The organism is Actinokineospora globicatena (assembly GCF_024171945.1).
In the GTDB taxonomy this organism is placed as follows: Bacteria; Actinomycetota; Actinomycetes; order Mycobacteriales; family Pseudonocardiaceae; genus Actinokineospora; species Actinokineospora globicatena.
Genome location: NZ_JAMTCR010000002.1, coordinates 777,084 through 794,075 on the forward strand (window position 1 = coordinate 777,084; position 16,992 = coordinate 794,075).

Here is a 16,992-nt window from a genome sequence, read left to right on the forward strand (position 1 = left end):
CCCACGACGGCCAGGGCGCGCACCCACTTCAAAGTGCGTACTTGATCAGCGAAGACGCCCGGACCAGCCTGGGCGCATGGCAGTCACCCTCCTCGGACTCGGCACCATGGGCACCGCGATCGCACAATCCTGGCGCGCGGCGGGCATCAAGCCGACCGTCTGGAACCGCACCCGCAAGTCACCCGAAGACGCCGACACCGCAGCAGCGGCAGTAGCCGCGAACCAGCTGGTCGTCACGTGCCTGCTGGACGACGACTCGGTCACCACGGTGCTCGACGACGTGGACCTGACCGGCAAGGACCTGGTCAACCTCACCACCAGCACCCCAGAACAGAGCCGCGACCGCGCGACGTGGGCCACCGAACGCGGCGCCCGGTTCCTCGACGGCGGGATCATGGCCGTACCCCCGATGATCGGCACACCCGCCGCGTTCGTCTTCTACAGCGGCTCCCCCGCGGTCGTGGACGACCACCGCGACGTCCTCGCAGTACCCGCCCGCATCCACTACGTCGGCGAGGACCCCGGCCACGCGGCGCTCTACGACGTGGCCTTGCTGTCCGGCATGTACGGAATGCTGGCAGGCGTCACACACGCCTTCGCCCTCTTACGCGCGGAGGACATCGACCCAACCACATTCGCACCACTACTCGTCGACTGGATCACCACGACAACCGGCTCCGCCCACGACCTCGCCCACCGCCTAACCACCGGCGACTACACCACCAACGTCACCTCAAACCTAGGCATGCAGGCCGCAGGTATCCCCACCTTCGTCGACACGGCTAAGAGCCAAGGCGTCGACCCGCGGCTTCTTATGCCGTACTTCGACCTAATGGCCCAACGCGCAGCCGCCGGTAAGTCCCAAGAGGACACCGCAGGCCTAGTCGACGACCTGCGCTAGCCAGGTCAAGAGTCGTCGACATAGACCTCGCGTCAGCTGGCTACGCGGCGGTGGGGGTGGAGGTCGGCTTGGTCGGCGGCGGCTAGGCCTGCTTGCCAGCCGGAGGGGTTGGTGGCGGTGGTGCGGCGGGTGCGGATGCCGGGGAAGAGGGCGGTGAACTTCGCGTCGACTGCGGCTTCTCGGGAGGTGAGGACGGGGACCAGGGCGGTCGAGGTGGGGCGGACTGTGGCGGTGGCGGTGAGGAGGCGTTGGTGGACGCGGTGGGCGTAGGCGACGAGGAAGGCGTGGCGGTAGGCGCGGGTGCGGCCGGGGGCGTGGGTGAGGGCCCGGGTGGACTGGGTGGCCAGGGACGTCGCGAGGAGTTCGGTGATCTCCAGGTCGGTGTCGTGGCCGACCAGGCCGACGCAGCCGAGGCGGGGGTAGAAGACGGAGCGGCAGCGGTTGGCGGTGGCCACGGCGTCGACGAGTTGGGCCTTGGGGGCCTGGTAGGGGCCGGTGAGCCACAGGCGGCGGGCGGTGGCCTGCTGGGGGTGGTCCGCGGTGGTGACGGCCTGCTCGAAGGCGTACCGGGACATCAGCTCCTGGGCCTTGGCGGACAGCGCCTCGGCCTCGGCGGCGAACGGGGTCGACTCGGCCTTGGTCAGCAGGCCGCGGACCTTCGCCATCACCCGCGGGTCGACGCCTGACCTGCCGGTGGGCGCGTCGGACTCGCACGGTCCGGGGACGATCCTGGGCAGCTGCGGCAGCGCCATCAGCCCCCCGACCAGCTCGACGACCAGGCACAACGCGGGAACCAGCGGCGAGGCCAGCGCGAGCGGGGTGGCATCCAACGAGGCGAGTTGGCTGCGCCACGTCGGGTGCAGGCGGCTCGCCGGGTAGCGACGGCACTCGTGGCCGATGGCGGCGGTGATCAGCCCGGTCAGCTGCTTCGGGACGGCGGCGACGGCCTCCCCCGGAAGCCAGCCGCGTTGCCAGAGCAGCTCGAGCGCGCGCGACAGCGAGGCGGCGGACGCGGCGGTGGCCAGGTCGGCGCCGTGCGCGGCCACCTGGTCGACCCGGTCGAGAGCGGCACCCGGCCCGAGCGCGGCGGCCTCGGTCAACCGGGCGGCGAGCAGGGCGACCGACCCGCGCGTCTCTCGATCAGGTGTTCGCATGGCGCCCATACTGCACCCTGGGCGCGGTTCGTTCAAACACCTGTTCGACGCGGGTCGGTCACCCCCGGCTCAGTCCTCCTCGGGGGCCGCGTGGTCCGGCTTGCCCGGGTTCGGGTCACGGGACAGGTCGATCAACGGGTGTCGCTCGGCCCCTTCCGGTGCCGCGTGCTTCCCGGTCCCCTCTGGACGCTCGTCGTGGTCTGTCACGACGTCCCTCCTTCATCTCCCCTGTCTACAGCGGACTCGAGGCTACCCCCGCCGCTGCCGGACCCACTCGGTGATCCCGTCCGCCGTGATGGGCAGCGCGTCGGAGATCACGTCGGCGCCGGTCGCGGTGACCACCAGGTCGTCCTCGATGCGCACGCCGACGCCGCGCAGCTCCGGGGGCACGGTGAGGTCGTTCGGGTGGAAGTACAGGCCCGGTTCGACGGTCAGCGCCATGCCCGGTTCCAGGGTGCCCTCGTGGTACGCCGCCGCGCTGGCCCTGGCGCAGTCGTGCACGTCCATGCCGAGCAGGTGGCCGATGCCGCACACGATGTAGCGGCGGTGGTGCTGCCCGTTGAGCTCCAGGGACTTCTCGACCGACCCGGGCAGCAGGCCCCAGTCGTGCAGGCCCTCGGCGAGCACGCGCATCGAGGCGTCGTGGAAGGCCTTGTACTCGCGGCCGGGCTTGACCTCGGCGATGCCCGCCAGGTGCGCCTTGTGCACCAGGTCGTACACGCGCCGCTCGGCGTCGGTGAACTCGCCCGCGACCGGGAAGGTGCGGGTGACGTCGGCGGTGTAGAGGGTGCTGACCTCGACACCGGCGTCGAGCAGCAGCAGGCCGTCCTCGGCGACCGGGCCGTCGCACCTGGTCCAGTGCAGGACCGGGGCGTGCGGACCGGCGGCGACGATGGAGGTGTAGCCGGGGCCGTTGCCCAGGGTGCGGGCGCGCCGGTCGAAGGTGCCCTGCAGCCAGCGCTCACCGCCGCCGCGCACCGCGGTGTCCAGCTCGCGGGCGACGTCCTCGAACCCGAGGTAGGTCGCGTCCACGGCCGCCCGCAGCTGCCCGATCTCCCAGTCGTCCTTGATCCGCTTGAGTTCGGCGAGGACGGTCCGCAGCTCGGAGCTGTGCGCGCCGACCAGGGCGTCGAGCAGCGGGTCGACGCCCTTGGCGGCGAGCACCTCGGGGAGCTGACCGCGCAGCGAGCGGGGCAGGTCCTCCAGCGGGCGGCACTCGACGCGCAGCGCCTCGGACCACTCGGCCAGGCCGGGGACGGCCCCGATCCACAGCTCGCCGTCGCGGGCGCTGGCGAAGAAGTCCGGCTCGGCCGGGCCCGCCGGTTCGCGCAGGTGCAGCACGGCGTCGTGGCCCGCGCCGTTGGGGTTCATCACCAGGACCGCGCCCTCGGCGTGGCAGTTGGTGAGCCAGGCGAAGTCGCTGTCGACGCGCAACTGGTAGTCGGTGTCGTTGGACCTGGTCGGGGCGATGCCCGCGGCCAGCGCGATGCGCTTGCCGGGGAACGCGGCGGACAGCCGCGCCCGGTGCGCCTCGGCGGCCTCGGCCGCGCCGGGCACCGTGTGCACCGTGCGGTCGGCCGGGCCCCAGTCGTCGCGGACGAACTCGCGGAAACCCTCGGCCTCCACCAACTTCGACGGGTCGCGTCGGGCCGGGCGGTCGCTCATCTGAACACCTCTTTCACCTGGTCAGGGACTATCGGGACAGTTGGACGGTGCGGCTGAGGGTGTAGAAGGCGGCGGCCGCCTTGCCCTGCTCCTTGCCGCCGTAGCCGGAGCCGCGCTCGCCGCCGAACGGCAGGTGGAAGTCCACGCCCGCGGTCGGCATGTTGACCTTCACCAGCCCGGACTCGCAGCGCTCCACGTAGGACAGCGCCGCGGTCAGGTCCGCCGTGTAGAGCGCGGTGACCAGGCCGTAGTCGGTGGCGTTGGCCAGCGCGACCGCGGCGTCGGCGTCGGCGACCTCGGTGATGGTGGCGATGGGGCCGAACACCTCCTCGCGGTCGAGCCTGGTGCCGGGGCCGACCAGGGTGGGTCGGACGAACCAGCCGTCGGCGTCCAGTGCGGAGCCACCCGCGGCCACCACCCGGTCCCGGGCGGCGGCGCTGATCACCGGCCCGACGGCGGTCGTCGGGTCGGCCGGGTCCCCGATGCGCAGCGCGTCCACGGCGGACAAGAGCGCGTCGCGGGTGCCCGACCCCACAACTATCACCCGTTTGGTGGCCGTGCACTTCTGCCCGGCGAAGCCCATGGCCGCGTACGCGATGTCGGCGGCGGCCCGGTCCAGGTCGGCGTCGGGCAGCACGATGGCCGCCGAGAGCCCGCCCATCTCGCACTGCGCCGGGATACCCCGTCCGGCGGCCGCGATGGCCACCTGGCGGCCGACCGCCCCTGATCCGGTGAACGACACGACGTCGGCCGAGTCGACCAGGGCGGTCCCGACGTCCGCGCCGCCGGGCACGACCGCGAACAAGCCCTCCGGTAGGTGCCCTTCGACGAGCTCGGCCAGGCGCAGCGCGCAGGCCGTGGCGTCGGGGGAGGGCTTGATCACGGCGGCGTTGCCGAAGGCGAGCGCGGGCGCGGCCTTCCACACCGGGATCGCGAGGGGGAAGTTCCACGGCGTGATCAGACCCGCGACGCCTCGCGGCCTGCGCACGGTCAGGAACAGGCCGCCGGGGTAGGTCTCACCGATCGGGTCGTAGGCCTGCTGCGCGTAGTACCGGAAGATCGCGACAGCGCGGGCGACCTCGCCCTTGGCCTCGGTGATGGGCTTGCCCACCTCCCGCACGATCAGCTGGGCCAGGTCGGATCCGGCCACCGCGTCAGCGATCGCGTCTAGAGCAGCCGCACGAACGGCAGGGCCGGTAGCCGCCCACTCGCGTTGAGCGGTACGAGCGCGTGCGACAGCGCCGACTGCGTCACCTTCTGGAACGTCGATGACGACGTCTTCGGGTGACTGCGGCGAAGTGGACACGATCCTCACAGGACGAACCCCCTAGGGAATGGGTCGGTGGGGTCGAGCATGTACTGCGCTGTACCGGTGATCCAGGCGCGCCCTGTAACGGTAGGCACAACTGCGGCTGTCTCGCCTACCTGCGCCGACCGCACCAACCTGCCGACGAAGTGGGTGCCGAGAAGCGACTCGTTGACGTAGTCCTGGCCGAGGTCGAGTTCACCGCGTGCGTGGAGTTGGGCCAACCGCGCGGAGGTACCGGTACCGCAGGGGGATCTGTCGAACCAGCCGGGGTAGATCACCATCGCGTTCCGCGATCCGCCGTCGGGTCGCGGTTCGACGAGCTGGACGTGCTTGCACCCGCCGAACGCCGGGTTCTCCGGGTGCACGGGCCGGTTCGCGGCGTTGATCGCGTCCATGATGGACAGACCGGCGGTGAGCATCCGGTCCTTCTCCGCGCGGTCGAACGGGATGCCGAGTTCGGCGATGGGCAGGATCGCGTAGAAGTTCCCGCCGAAGGCCATGTCGTAGCGGACCTCCCCGAGCCCCGGCACGTCGACGGTCGCGTCCAGCTCCACGGCGAACGACGGCACGTTCTCGATGGTCACCGATACCGCCCGACCGTCGCGCACGGCGACCGTGGCCGCGACCAGACCGGCCGGGGTGTCGAGCCGGATGACCGTCTCCGGCTCGGTGACCTCGACCATCCCGGTCTCGACCAGCACCGTCGCCACGCCGATCGTGCCGTGCCCGCACATTGGCAGGCAGCCGGACACCTCGATGTAGAGCACGCCCCAGTCGGCGTCCGGCCTGGTGGGCGGCTGCAGGATGGCGCCGCTCATGGCGGGGTGGCCACGCGGTTCGTTGACCAGGTACTCGCGCAGGTGGTCGAGCTTGGCCATGAAGTACTCGCGGCGCTCGGCCATGGTGCTGCCGGGGATGACGCCGACGCCGCCGGTGATCACGCGGGTCGGCATGCCCTCGGTGTGCGAGTCGACCGCGTGCAGGACGCGGGTGGACCGCATGTCAGGCCGCCTGCACGGCGTCGACCGCGCGGCGCATGTCGGCCTCTAGCGCCGATAGCTGCTGCGGGGACAGCGGCCCGCGCGGCGGTCGGCACGGACCGCCGAACCGGCCGACGATGTCCATGCTGTGCTTGATGGCCTGCACGAACTCGGTGCGCGAGTCCCAACGGAACGCGGCGACCATGGGCTCATAGAGCGCGCGGGCCTCGGCCACCTTGCCCTGGAGCGCCAGCTCATAGAGGCGGACGGACTCGACGGGGAAGACGTTGGGGAAACCGGCGAACCAGCCGGTAGCGCCCATCAGCAGCGATTCGAGGACAACGTCGTCCGCGCCTGCGACCACGGTCAGGTCCGGTGCTGCTTCGCGAATCTCCAGGACCCTGCGGACATCCCCGGAGAACTCCTTGACCGCGACAACGTTGTCGATCTGGGCGATCTCAGCCATAAGAGCGGGCGTGAGGTCCACCTTGGTGTCGATCGGGTTGTTGTAAACCATGACCGGCAGGCCTACCGAGGCGACGGCGGCGAAGTGCTCGATGACCTCACCGGGGTTCGCGCGGTACATCGTCGGCGGCAGGCACAAGACGCCGTGGGCACCATCCTCGGCCGCGACCTCGGCCCAGTATTTCGCTTGGTGCGCACCGACTCCGTGGACTCCAACGACAACGATCCCGTTGTCGCCCACCGCGTCGATCGCGGTACGGGCGACCTCACGGCGTTCGGCGTCGGTCAGCGAGGAGTACTCGCCGAGCGAGCCGTTGGGGCCAACGCCCCGGCAACCGCTCTCGACCAGCCACTGGCAGTGCTCGGCGTAGCGGTCCAAGTCAGGGCGCAGTCCGGCGGGCGCGGCGTCGTCGGGGGTGTAGGGCAGGGCAGTGGCCACGATGACGCCGTCGAGACGCTCGGTCACAGGTCCTCCTCTGGCAGGGATGCGAGTTCGGCCAGCCGCAGCGGCGTGGCGATGGGGCGGCGTTGCAGGTCAGCTGGGGTGAAGAAGGTGCGCCGGTCGCTGGCGAGGGCGGTGGCGATGTCGATGGCGGCACGACCGCAGGTCCGGCCTTGGCACAGGCCGAGGCCGACCCTGCTGGTCAGCTTGAAAGTGCGCGTACCGGCGGCGTCTAGGTCAACGGCGGCACGGAGGTCCTTGTACGTGACCTCTTCGCAGCGGCAGACGAGCGTGTCGTCGGTGAGCCAGGTATGCCAACCAGCGCGGATCGGGTGGGCGGCGGCTAGAGCAGCGGCGAACCTGCGGCCGCTGCGTACCTTCGCTAGGGCTCTTGACGGGTGTGAACCTCTAGCTGCTGCCGTCCCTGCTACCTCGCCCTCGGCGGCGGCCAGGTCAGCGCCGCCGATGCCGGTGACTTCACCTGCCGCGTACCAGCCGGGGACCGAGGTAGCGCCGGTGTGTTCTACGGCAACGAATCCGTCTACCAGTGTGCAACCGGCGGTGACCGCCAACTCGAGGCGTGGGGTGAACCCGTGGCCGACGCAGACAGCGTCAACCGCGATTCGCTCTTGGCTCCGGATAGTCCAGTCCGGATTCAGCTTGGCCACTGTGACGGCGTTGACCTTGTCCTCACCGTGTGCGGCAACGACTGCGGTCCGGGGTCGCCACGCGCTTCTTAGCCGAACGGCGTACCCAAGCAGCTCCGCGAGCTTGGCCGGGCTCGCCGCACGCGGGTGCCCGAGCCAGCCCAAGCCGGTGTTGGCGTCGCAGATCCGCAGAACCTCGGCACCCACCGCTTTGAGCGACTGGGCGACCGGAAGGAGGAACGGGCCGGTGCCGGAGACCACGACGCGCTGGCCGATGGCGATGCCCTGGCCCTTGGCAAGCGCTTGCGCTGCGCCAGCCGTGTACACGCCGGGGAGGTCCCAGCCTGGGAACGGCACTACGCGGTCGTGTGCGCCGGTAGCAAGAACTACCGCGTCAGCGTTAAGGACCTCGCCGGTGCGACTAGGGCTATCTGCCTGGCCCGTACGTACATGCAGCCGCATGCCCTCTACGGCCCAGACCGTGCTGTTGGCCAGGTGGCGAACTCTTGCGTCAACCCGCTGCGGGTGACCGCGGTGGAACTGGCCCCCGAGCACCGGCTCGCTGTCGACCAGCACCGTGTCCGCGCCTGCTGCGGCCGCGGCCCCGGCAGCAGCAAGACCCGCCGGACCGCCTCCGATCACGACGACTCTCACGGTTCCTCCGTGCGGATGTCGTCACCGTCGACCAGGACTCGTTGGCAGGCGCGCACGTCAGCGACACCGTTGACGGTGACCAGGCAGTCGAAGCAGACACCGATGCCGCAGAAGACACCGCGCGGCTTGCCCGCGTGCCTCGTGGTCCGCCAGGAAGTGCGACCGGCGGCCAAGAGCGCGCCTGCCACGGTCTGCCCCTGAGCGGCCTGGCTCGGCACCCCGTCGATGGTCACGCGCATTCGAGCACCCCCGGTCTGTCCACTCGGAACGGCGTTGGGTCCAGGTGCGGGGTCACGCCGGTGAGCAGTTCCGCGAGCAGTGCGCCAGTCGCGGCGGCCAGGCCGATGCCCGCGCCTTCATGTCCGGTCGCGTGCCAGAGGCCAGGTACGCGCGGGTCAGGCCCGATGACGGGTAGGTGGTCCGGCGCGTAAGGGCGAAAACCACCGTAAGCGCGCATGACAGGCACATCCGCGAGCGTGGGGAACAACGCAACAGCTTTACGTGCCAACTCCCGCAGCACTCGAACCCTGATGGACTCGTCGAACCCGACCCGTTCGCGGCTGGACCCGATGAGGATCGTGCCCGCAGCGGTCGACTCGACCACCGTTGACGTCTGCAGGTCAGCGTCACCGCTGGCAACAGCGCCTACGTAGTCAGCGTCGTAGACCTTGTGGCGCACGGTGGGCGGTAGCGGTGCCGTGACCAGAACCATTCCGCGCCTGGGTGCGATCGCGATGGGCGCGCCAAGAGTTCGCGAGACCTCACCCGACCACGGACCACAGGCGTTGACTACGTGATCGCAGGCGATGATGCCTTCCGATGTGTGCACGCCTCTAGCGTCGAGACCCACAACAGTGACGCCAGGACGCAGGACACCACCGCGACGACGAACGTTCGATAGAAGTGCCTGCGTGGCCAGGACCGGCTGCACCTGCGCGTCCTGCGGATAGTGGACAGCAGCGGTGACACGGGTCGTCAGATGCGGTTCACGTTCCAGCGCCTCGGCCGGGGTGATCCACCTAGCGTCGATACCCGCTTCACGCTGCACAGCGGCAAAGTGCGCCAACGGTGCGGGGTCCCCGGTCGCGACCACAAGGCCGCCCTTGGGATCCCACTCGATGTCAGTGTCACCGACGAGGGTCGGCCACCTGCTCAAAGAGGACAGCGCGAGGTCTAGCTCCGGGCCAGGCTCCTTGTCGGAGACCAGGATGTTGCCCTCACCCGCGGCACTGGTCCCTGACGCGAGCGGTCCGCGGTCGAGCACGGTGACGCGGAGCCCGGCGGACGACAGCGCGTCGGCGCACGCGGCACCGATCACTCCCGCACCCACCACGACCACATCCACGACCCGCACTCCCATCGTTCATTGAAGTGAACGGCCTGAGCGTAGGCAGCGCGGGCGGAGCGGTCAATCCCCGTGTACCCCGATGGCGGGTCGGTCCCCGGTGGAGGGGTACTCGAGCAGCAGGATCGAGGTGACCGGGCCGTCGACGGCGGAGTACACGTGCGGACCCGCCGCCGGGAAGCACACGTAGTCGCCCGGGCCGACCTCGTAGGGGTCAGTCGGGGGTCCCACGCGGAGTACACCCTCGGTTACCAGCACGTGTTCCCGTCCGGTGTGCCCGGGCGAGTACTGGGTCTCCCCTGGCCGGACCCGCTGGTCGTAGACCTCGACCACGGTGTCGGCCAGGTCGAGCCTGCGCAGCATCCGCAGGTCGACGGCGGTCCCGGAGAGCACCTCGACCTCGGCGCCGCGCACCAGCACGACCTCGGACTCGGCGGGCGCGGTCAGCAGGCTGGACACCGGCACCCCGAGGGCGTTCGACAAACTGAACACCGTTTCGATGGTCGGATTACCCGTCCCGGATTCCAGCTGCGACAGCGTCCCCTTGGCGATCCCGGAGCGCCGCGCCAACTCGGACAACGACAGGCCGCCCAGTTCCCGTAGTGCGCGCAGGTTGCCTGCAAGCACCTGCCCCGCGGGCCTGCTCACCACCAGACCTCCCTAGACCGGCACCTGTGCCGAGAAACGACAAGAGGGCCGGTCAGTGTTGACCAGCCCTCTTAGTCCTGGCGGTGGCGGTGGGATTTGAACCCACGGACGGGGTGAACCGTCACGCGCTTTCGAGGCGCGCTCCTTCGGCCGCTCGGACACGCCACCGCGCGTGAGAGTACTAGACGCGCGGGGGGCGGTGAAAACGGGATCCCGGAACAAGAACGGGCCCGCCTCCCGGGGGATAGGAGGCGGGCCCGTGATCTGGGGTGTTAGCGGCGGTCGTTGTCCAGACGCTCCTTGGCGTCGTGCACCGCTCCGGCCACCTTGTCGCGGGCCGTGTGGGCCGCTTCCTTCGTGTGCCCGCTCACCTGGTCCGCCTTGCCTGAGTTCTCCAGGTCGCGGTTGTCGGTGGCCTGGCCGAGCTTCTCCTTGACCTCGCCGATCACCTGTTCGGCCTTGTCCTTGGCCTTGTCGAACACGCTCATCGCCATTCCTCCGTTTCGCTCGCACCAGTGGGGTGTCCGCTCCCGGGGGTCTTCCAACAGTAATGTGACTCAAGTCACAGCTAGCGCTTGGCGGCGAAGAACTCCGCCACCAGCGCGGCGCACTCGGCCTCAAGGACCCCGCCGACGACCTCCGGCCGGTGGCCGAGCCTGCGGTCCCGGACGACGTCCCACAATGAGCCAACAGCGCCGGTCTTGGGCTCCCACGCGCCGAACACCACCCTGGCCACCCTGGCCAGCACGGCCGCGCCAGCGCACATCGTGCACGGCTCGACGGTGACCGCGAGCGTGCAGCCGGTCAGCCGCCACCCGTCCCCGTGGACGGCGGCCGCGGCGCGCAACGCGATCACCTCGGCGTGCGCGGTCGGGTCGCCGAGCGCCTCCCTGGCGTTGCAGGCGGCCGCCAGCGGCTCGCCGTCGGGCCCGAACACCACCGCGCCGATCGGGACGTCACCGGTCGCCGGGGCCACGCGGGCGGCGTCGAGCGCGGCGCGGACGAGTCTGTCCAGGTCAGCGCCGGTGTTCACTGCAGGATGGTGTCCAGGTGCTTGGTCAGCTCCGCCGCGAACCCGCACCGCTGGGCGATCATCTGCAGCTGCTCGTCCGGGTAGAGGTCGACCTCGTCGATGATCACTTGCAGCTCCGGCGCCGGCAGCCCGAGGTCGGCGAGGATGTCGAGCGAGCCCTCCGGCCACACCTCGTCCTCGTCCTCGGGCGGGTCGACCCGGAGCAGGTCCAGCGCGTCGGCGGCGATGTCGTAGTCCAGCGCGGCCGCGGCGTCGGACAGCAGCAGCGCGACCCCACCCGGGCTGGGCCGCAGCACGACGAAGAACTCGTCATCGACGGCCAACAAACCGAATACCGCCCCGGTGGACCGGGTCTTGCGCAGCTCGGTGATCGCGGCGTCGAGTTCGCGCAGCGCGATGTTGTCCATCTGATCGCACCGCCACTTGCCGTCCTCGCGGATGACAGCGACCCCGAAGCCCGGTACCGGCTCCTCTCCCGACATGCCCACACCGTATTCCGCTAGGAGGTCACCCGGAAGAAGCAGTCCCCCATACCGGCGCGCGATGACACTATCGAGAAATGACGAACCAGGCACCGACCGCCTCCCCGCTGGCGGGCGACCCCCGCTTCAGCGGGTTGCTCGACGCCGCCCACGCGCTCCAGCCGAAGACCGTCGCGTTGCGCAGGCAGCTCCACCAGCACCCGGAACAGGGCCTCGAGCTCCCGCTGACGCAGGCCGCCGTCCTCTCCGCGTTGGAGGGGCTCGACCTGCGGGTGCACACCGGGCAGAAGGTCGGTTCGGTCATCGGTGTGCTCGAGGGCGCCCGCCCGGGTCCCACCGTGCTGCTGCGCGGGGACATGGACGCGCTGCCGCTGCAGGAGGACACCGGCCTCGCGTTCGCCTCCCAGACCGAGGGCACGATGCACGCGTGCGGCCACGACACGCACGTCGCGATGCTGGCCTCGGCTGCCCGGTTGCTGGCCGAGCGCCGCGACCAGCTGGCGGGCACGGTCGTGTTCATGTTCCAGCCGGGCGAGGAAGGCCACTACGGCGCGAAGTTCATGCTCGACGAGGGCCTGCTCGACGTCGCCGACCGGCCGGTGGACAAGGCGCTGGCGCTGCACATCACCTCCAAGGAGACCTCGGGGGTGCTGCGGAGCAGGCCAGGTCCGATCATGGCCAGCGCGAACTCGTTCACCATCCGGATCACCGGCAAGGGCGGGCACGCGTCCAACCCGTCCGACGCGGTCGACCCGGTGGTGGCCGCGGCGGCCATGGTCGGCGCGCTGCAGACGGTGGTGACCAGGCGGATCAGCGTGTTCGAGCCGACCGTGCTGACCATCGCGCGGATCTCCGCGGGCACGACGTCGAACATCATCCCGGAGACCGCGGAGCTGGAGGGCACGCTGCGGACGCTGTCGGAGGCGTCCCGGGCCACGATGCTCGCCGAGATCCCGCGGGTCTGCGCGCAGATCGCGGCGGCGCACGGCTGCACCACGACGTTCGAGGTCGACGCGGGCTACCCGGTGACGGTCAACGACGACGAGGTGGCTGACCGCGTGCACGACATCGCGCGCGCCACGCTCGGGTCGATGCACGTCAACCCGATGACGAACCCGCTCATGGGCGCGGAGGACTGGTCTTACGTACTGCAGCGCGTCCCGGGCGCCATGGCGTTCCTGGGTGCGTGCCCACCTGGGGTTGATCCGGACGAGGCGGCGCCCAACCACTCCAACCGGGTCCACTTCGACGAGTCAGCGCTACCGCACGGAGTCAGCACCTACGCAGCGTTCGCATTGGACATGCTGCGCTGACAGGTGATCCATACGGCACAATCCGGCTACATGCGATCCGTGTGCGTGGTCGGGTTGGGGCTCATCGGTGGTTCCGTCCTACGGGCGGCAGCGGCTGCTGGGCGAGAGGTGTGGGGGACGGCTGGGTCGTCCGCGGACGCGCAAGGCGCGATCGCCGAGGGCTACACCGTCATCGACGTGGACGCGGCGCTGCGCCGAGCCGCGGCCGAGGACGCGCTGGTGGTGATCGCGGTACCGCTACCCGCGGTTGACGCCGTGCTGCGCAAGGTCGGTGATCTGGCCCCCGAGAACCTGCTCACCGACGTGGTGAGCGTCAAGGGACCGGTCGCCGACGCGGTGGCCAAGTACGCTCCGTCGACCAGGTTCGCCGGTGGGCACCCGATGGCGGGCAAGTCGGAGTCGGGTTGGCAGGCGAGCACGGCCGCGCTGTTCACCGAGGCGGCCTGGGTGGTGACCGCCGACGAGGAGACGACGCTCGCGGCGTGGCGCGAGGCGGCTCAGCTCGCGCTGGACTGCGGTGCGGGGGTCGTGCCGACGACCACCCAGGAGCACGACGCAGCGGTGGCCAGGATCTCGCACCTGCCGCACGTCCTCGCCGCCGTGCTGGCCGCGTGCGGCGCCGATGGCGGACCGCTGGCCATGGCGCTGGCGGCCGGGTCGTTCAGCGACGGGACACGGGTCTCGGGCAGCAGGCCGGAGCTCGTGCTGGCGATGTGCGAGGGGAACCGCGCGGCCCTCTTGGACGCGGTCGACGAGGCGCTCGGCAGGCTTGGCGCGGCGCGTGGCGCGTTGGCATCCACTGGCGCGCTTGGCGCCACCGTGAACGCCGGGCACGCGGGCCGGGTCACCTATGACACCTACCGGCTCGCTGGGCGCGCACAGGCGATGGTGGATCTAACTGGCCCGGACCCGATGGAAGAGCTGCGGCTGGTCGGTGCCCGCGGTGGGCGGGTTGTCGGGTTTGACGGCGACATGGCCGCGGTCGCCCTTCCCGTGCTGACCGACTGAGGTATCGGCTCGGCAACGAATCACCAAGAGGTGGCTGAACGACGCCTACCTTGGGCCGGTGGATCTCCCGGGACCATTACCGACGCCGGTACGCCCTAACCGCGTGCGCCGAACCGTGGCCATCGCGGCGGGCTTGGCCGTGCTGGTCGGGGCGATCCTCGTGCTGCGCACGCCGCCGGAGGAGAAGGCAGGGCCAACGACGGTCCCGATCCCCGCGCCGCAGACGACTGTTAAACCGTTCGCCGCTGATGGCGTTGTCGTGGCTGCACCGGCTGATAAGCCGAAACCACCCAAGGCACTCACGATCACCCCCGGGCCACAACGACTCCAGGTGCGATGGGGTCCAGACGAACCTCTAGGCGCGGCGGGCTACGACGTGCGTTGGGGCCGTATGGGGACAATGGAGTTCAGCCGCCTGGTCTCTTTCCCCGGTGCGCAGTTGGACGCGCTCGAAAACACGTCTTACGACATCGAGGTCCGCACGATCGACACCTACGGTCAGCGGTCCGAGCCCACCAAGGCCAACGCGGCACCGGAAGACCCGACGAACGAGCCAGCCTGGTCGTTCAGCGACAGGTTCAACTCCCGCGTCACCCCTGACCCGGTCAAGTGGACGCTGGCCAGCCCCAACGGCTGCGGTAAGGCCACCAGCGGCGAGGGCGAGGACGGCCGACGGCTGGTGATCAGCGCCAGCTGCGGCGACCAGTCCGTCGCCCTCCGCGCGCGACCGCCGTTCCGGCTCTTGGACAAGCCCGTCAACGGCGAGTTCGGCCGCTTCGTCATCGAGACCGACCAGATCGGGCTGGGCGGGATCCTGCAGCTCGACCTGGTGCCCGGCCCGGCTGACCTGATCAGCGGCTCCCCGACCGGGCTCACCCGCGTCCACGAGCCCGCGGGCGCCGCCGCGGACGACCCCACGCTGCCGCCTGGGGCGATCCGCGTGTGGATCGCGGGTCAGGGCAGCAGCACCACCGACGTGGGTGTCATCGTCGCCCCCGGCACCCCGCGCACGACCAGAGGCGGGGGCAGCACCACGCCGAAACCACCGGAGATCGGGTTCACGGTCCGCTGGGAGGTGGTGTTCAGCGAGGCCGGGGTGCAGGTAGTGCAAGACGGCGTCTTGATCGGCACCAGCAACGTCGTGCCCACCTGGCGTGAGGCAACCGCCTTGGTGGGGTTCGTCGGGCAGAAGAACAGCGTCTACGCGGCGGTCAACCTCATCGGGTTCGTCGGTGCTCCCACGGCCGCGCCGGTGCTGGTGGTGCCACCGCCGGTGGACGCTGGACGGGTCGTCATCGCTCCGGACGCGCCGCTGTCGACGTCCGCTAACGGCGCCCGGGTCAAGGGGGCTCAAGGCGCCCAGGTGAGGGCAGTGCTGCTCGCGCAGAACAAGCCCGGCGAGGACACAGGGGACATCTTCAGCATCGAGATCGGTGGCGCTACCTTCCCCGCTCGACCAGCCATCCCGGGGCAGCCGTTGTCCCGGGGAGTGCGCTATCCGATCGTGGCTGACGTACCGGCTGAGGCTCTTGTCTTGGGACCTGACGGCAAGACGCTGCCTCTGCGAATCCGGGGGCCAGTCCATAGAGGCCAGGCAGCGACCAACGTCGTCAACGCGACGTTGGAGCTAACCGCGCCAGAAGGCGCTGTCTCCCCGGCGGCCGGTAGCGGTACCGACCTGCCACTCCCCCGGATCAAGCCAGCGCTACCCGAGCCCGATGTCGTCTTCTTCAACGCGGCAGGGAAGCTGCTCCCCGGAGATGCGCCGGTCCAGCGGGGCAGGCTCGTGATGGAGGTCCGCACCAACGGGCGGGACGGCCAGCGGATCGCCGGTCGGCTGGCGGGTCTGGCCGGGATCGAGGTGCGGCTGGACGGCGAGCGGATCGCGGGGATCCCGACCGTCGTCGACGGGCCCGGCGTCGGCGGGCGGTGGCGGGTCGCGCTGCCCACCGGCGGCTTGGACCCCGGTAGGCACACCATCGAGGTGAAGGCCGTCGGCGTCGACGAGAAGACGATCCCGGCGCTGGCCTACGCGTCGTTCGTGCTGGTGGACTAGACGCGGGTCGCGACGCCCGGGTAGTCCACGACCACGCCGTCGGCGTCCACCGTCAACTCGGTGCTGAACTCGCCCTGGGTGAAGGCGATGACCGCGCCGCGCTCGTCGACCGAGACGGTGCGGAAGGTCTGGTCGACCAGTCTGACCTGCAGGTCCGGCAGCGACACGTGCACGACCGGGATCTCGAACTCGCCCGGCGTGCGGTGCAGGTTGAGGCGCCGGATGGGCAGCGTGGCGAAGGTGACCGCGCCCGCGACGTGCACGGTGACCGAGCCGCCGAAGTGGTCCCTGGCGGAGGTGTGGCCGTGGTCGACGAGCCAGGTGCCGTCCTCGGCGCGGCTCAGGGAGATCTGCCGCTCCTGCTCAGCGGTGGTCGTGCGGAGCAAGAGCCTGCCCGCTTCCTCACCGCGGTCAAGGGAGGCCTCGTAAGAGGCGCTGTACGCCTCTACACCCGCCTGGCGGTCACCAGCGACGATAAGCCTGCCGGACGCCCGGAGGCGCCCGTCCGCGAGCAGCAGCCGCACCGACTCCAGCGAGGTCGGGCCGGTGCCCTGCCAGGTGACCACCGCGGGGTTGCGCAGCCGGGCCGCCGTCTCCGCCCGCTCGGTCGAGGTCGGCGAGCTCACGCCTGGTCGCCCTGGGTCTGCGGCTTGTCCGGGATCAGGTCCTGGATCTTGTCGACGACGGCGTCGACCTGGGACTCGTGGCCGAACTTGCCCTTGACGAACTCGCCCGCCTGCTCGACGCCCTGCTCGATCTTGTCCCCGTGCTGCTCGACCAGGCTCTCCGCCTGCTGCTTGAGCTGGTTGAAGTCGATGCCCATGTTGCTCCTCACGCCAAGCTGGAAGGTTACCCAACCGATCCAGCAGTGCCCACTGCCAAACAATCAA

19 protein-coding genes and 1 tRNA gene are annotated in these 16,992 nt (G+C 70.5%); 4 read left to right on the forward strand and 16 right to left on the reverse strand.

What is annotated here, in order from left to right; all coding sequences use genetic code 11:
• Positions 1–76 precede the first annotated feature (76 nt).
• Positions 77–901: an NAD(P)-dependent oxidoreductase gene (locus LV79_RS03635; protein WP_253831995.1), complete on the forward strand. Its 825-nt coding sequence runs from the start codon at positions 77–79 to the stop codon at positions 899–901.
• A 32-nt stretch (positions 902–933) separates the two neighbouring features.
• On the opposite strand, the gene LV79_RS03640 is transcribed toward LV79_RS03635, so the two are convergent.
• The 14 genes from LV79_RS03640 to LV79_RS03705 all read right to left on the reverse strand — a co-directional run bounded on the left by LV79_RS03640 (position 934) and on the right by LV79_RS03705 (position 11,725).
• Positions 934–2,055, reverse strand: a complete 1,122-nt coding sequence (locus LV79_RS03640; protein WP_253831997.1) for a DUF2786 domain-containing protein — start codon at positions 2,053–2,055, stop codon at positions 934–936.
• Positions 2,056–2,124: 69 nt separating this feature from the next.
• Positions 2,125–2,262: a hypothetical protein gene (locus tag LV79_RS03645; RefSeq protein WP_253831999.1), complete on the reverse strand. Its 138-nt coding sequence runs from the start codon at positions 2,260–2,262 to the stop codon at positions 2,125–2,127.
• A 42-nt stretch (positions 2,263–2,304) separates the two neighbouring features.
• Positions 2,305–3,720, reverse strand: coding sequence for an aminopeptidase P family protein (locus LV79_RS03650; protein ID WP_253832001.1), 1,416 nt, complete (start codon positions 3,718–3,720; stop codon positions 2,305–2,307).
• A gap of 28 nt (positions 3,721–3,748) precedes the next feature.
• On the reverse strand, positions 3,749–5,035 hold the full coding sequence (locus tag LV79_RS03655; RefSeq protein ID WP_253832003.1) for an aldehyde dehydrogenase family protein: 1,287 nt from the start codon (positions 5,033–5,035) through the stop codon (positions 3,749–3,751).
• Entirely contained in the window at positions 5,032–6,030 is a 999-nt protein-coding gene (locus tag LV79_RS03660) for a proline racemase family protein (protein WP_253832005.1), read from the reverse strand. The genes LV79_RS03655 and LV79_RS03660 overlap by 4 nt, the downstream gene beginning before the upstream one ends.
• A gap of 1 nt (position 6,031) precedes the next feature.
• Positions 6,032–6,940: a dihydrodipicolinate synthase family protein gene (locus tag LV79_RS03665; RefSeq protein ID WP_253832007.1), complete on the reverse strand. Its 909-nt coding sequence runs from the start codon at positions 6,938–6,940 to the stop codon at positions 6,032–6,034.
• On the reverse strand, positions 6,937–8,217 hold the full coding sequence (locus LV79_RS03670) for an NAD(P)/FAD-dependent oxidoreductase (protein WP_253832009.1): 1,281 nt from the start codon (positions 8,215–8,217) through the stop codon (positions 6,937–6,939). Before LV79_RS03670 ends, LV79_RS03665 begins: the two co-directional genes overlap by 4 nt.
• Complete coding sequence (locus LV79_RS03675) at positions 8,214–8,456, reverse strand: (2Fe-2S)-binding protein (protein WP_253832011.1); 243 nt, start codon at positions 8,454–8,456, stop codon at positions 8,214–8,216. Before LV79_RS03675 ends, LV79_RS03670 begins: the two co-directional genes overlap by 4 nt.
• Positions 8,447–9,571 carry an NAD(P)/FAD-dependent oxidoreductase gene (locus LV79_RS03680; RefSeq protein WP_372495321.1) on the reverse strand — a complete coding sequence of 375 codons (1,125 nt, stop codon included), beginning with the start codon at positions 9,569–9,571 and terminating at the stop codon, positions 8,447–8,449. The genes LV79_RS03675 and LV79_RS03680 overlap by 10 nt, the downstream gene beginning before the upstream one ends.
• Positions 9,572–9,625: 54 nt before the next feature.
• Positions 9,626–10,210, reverse strand: coding sequence for a helix-turn-helix domain-containing protein (locus LV79_RS03685; protein WP_253832015.1), 585 nt, complete (start codon positions 10,208–10,210; stop codon positions 9,626–9,628).
• A 78-nt stretch (positions 10,211–10,288) separates the two neighbouring features.
• A tRNA-Ser gene (locus tag LV79_RS03690) sits at positions 10,289–10,378 on the reverse strand.
• A gap of 104 nt (positions 10,379–10,482) precedes the next feature.
• Positions 10,483–10,698, reverse strand: coding sequence for a CsbD family protein (locus tag LV79_RS03695; protein WP_253832017.1), 216 nt, complete (start codon positions 10,696–10,698; stop codon positions 10,483–10,485).
• An 80-nt stretch (positions 10,699–10,778) separates the two neighbouring features.
• Positions 10,779–11,243: a nucleoside deaminase gene (locus LV79_RS03700; RefSeq protein ID WP_253832019.1), complete on the reverse strand. Its 465-nt coding sequence runs from the start codon at positions 11,241–11,243 to the stop codon at positions 10,779–10,781.
• Positions 11,240–11,725 (reverse strand): tRNA adenosine deaminase-associated protein, encoded by a 486-nt coding sequence (locus tag LV79_RS03705; RefSeq protein ID WP_092786239.1) that lies wholly within the window; start codon positions 11,723–11,725, stop codon positions 11,240–11,242. Before LV79_RS03705 ends, LV79_RS03700 begins: the two co-directional genes overlap by 4 nt.
• 77 nt (positions 11,726–11,802) lie before the next feature.
• On the opposite strand from LV79_RS03705, the gene LV79_RS03710 reads away from it, so the two are divergent.
• The 3 genes from LV79_RS03710 to LV79_RS03720 all read left to right on the forward strand — a co-directional run bounded on the left by LV79_RS03710 (position 11,803) and on the right by LV79_RS03720 (position 16,102).
• On the forward strand, positions 11,803–13,038 hold the full coding sequence (locus tag LV79_RS03710) for a M20 metallopeptidase family protein (protein ID WP_253832021.1): 1,236 nt from the start codon (positions 11,803–11,805) through the stop codon (positions 13,036–13,038).
• Between the two features lie 30 nt (positions 13,039–13,068).
• Positions 13,069–14,046, forward strand: coding sequence for a prephenate dehydrogenase (locus tag LV79_RS03715; RefSeq protein WP_253832023.1), 978 nt, complete (start codon positions 13,069–13,071; stop codon positions 14,044–14,046).
• A gap of 400 nt (positions 14,047–14,446) precedes the next feature.
• Positions 14,447–16,102 carry a hypothetical protein gene (locus LV79_RS03720; RefSeq protein ID WP_253832025.1) on the forward strand — a complete coding sequence of 552 codons (1,656 nt, stop codon included), beginning with the start codon at positions 14,447–14,449 and terminating at the stop codon, positions 16,100–16,102.
• Here the strand turns inward: LV79_RS03720 and LV79_RS03725 are convergent.
• Both LV79_RS03725 and LV79_RS03730 read right to left on the reverse strand, forming a co-directional pair.
• Positions 16,099–16,728, reverse strand: a complete 630-nt coding sequence (locus tag LV79_RS03725) for a putative glycolipid-binding domain-containing protein (protein WP_253832027.1) — start codon at positions 16,726–16,728, stop codon at positions 16,099–16,101. The genes LV79_RS03720 and LV79_RS03725 overlap by 4 nt on opposite strands.
• On the reverse strand, positions 16,725–16,925 hold the full coding sequence (locus tag LV79_RS03730; RefSeq protein ID WP_253832029.1) for an antitoxin: 201 nt from the start codon (positions 16,923–16,925) through the stop codon (positions 16,725–16,727). Before LV79_RS03730 ends, LV79_RS03725 begins: the two co-directional genes overlap by 4 nt.
• Positions 16,926–16,992: the final 67 nt, after the last annotated feature.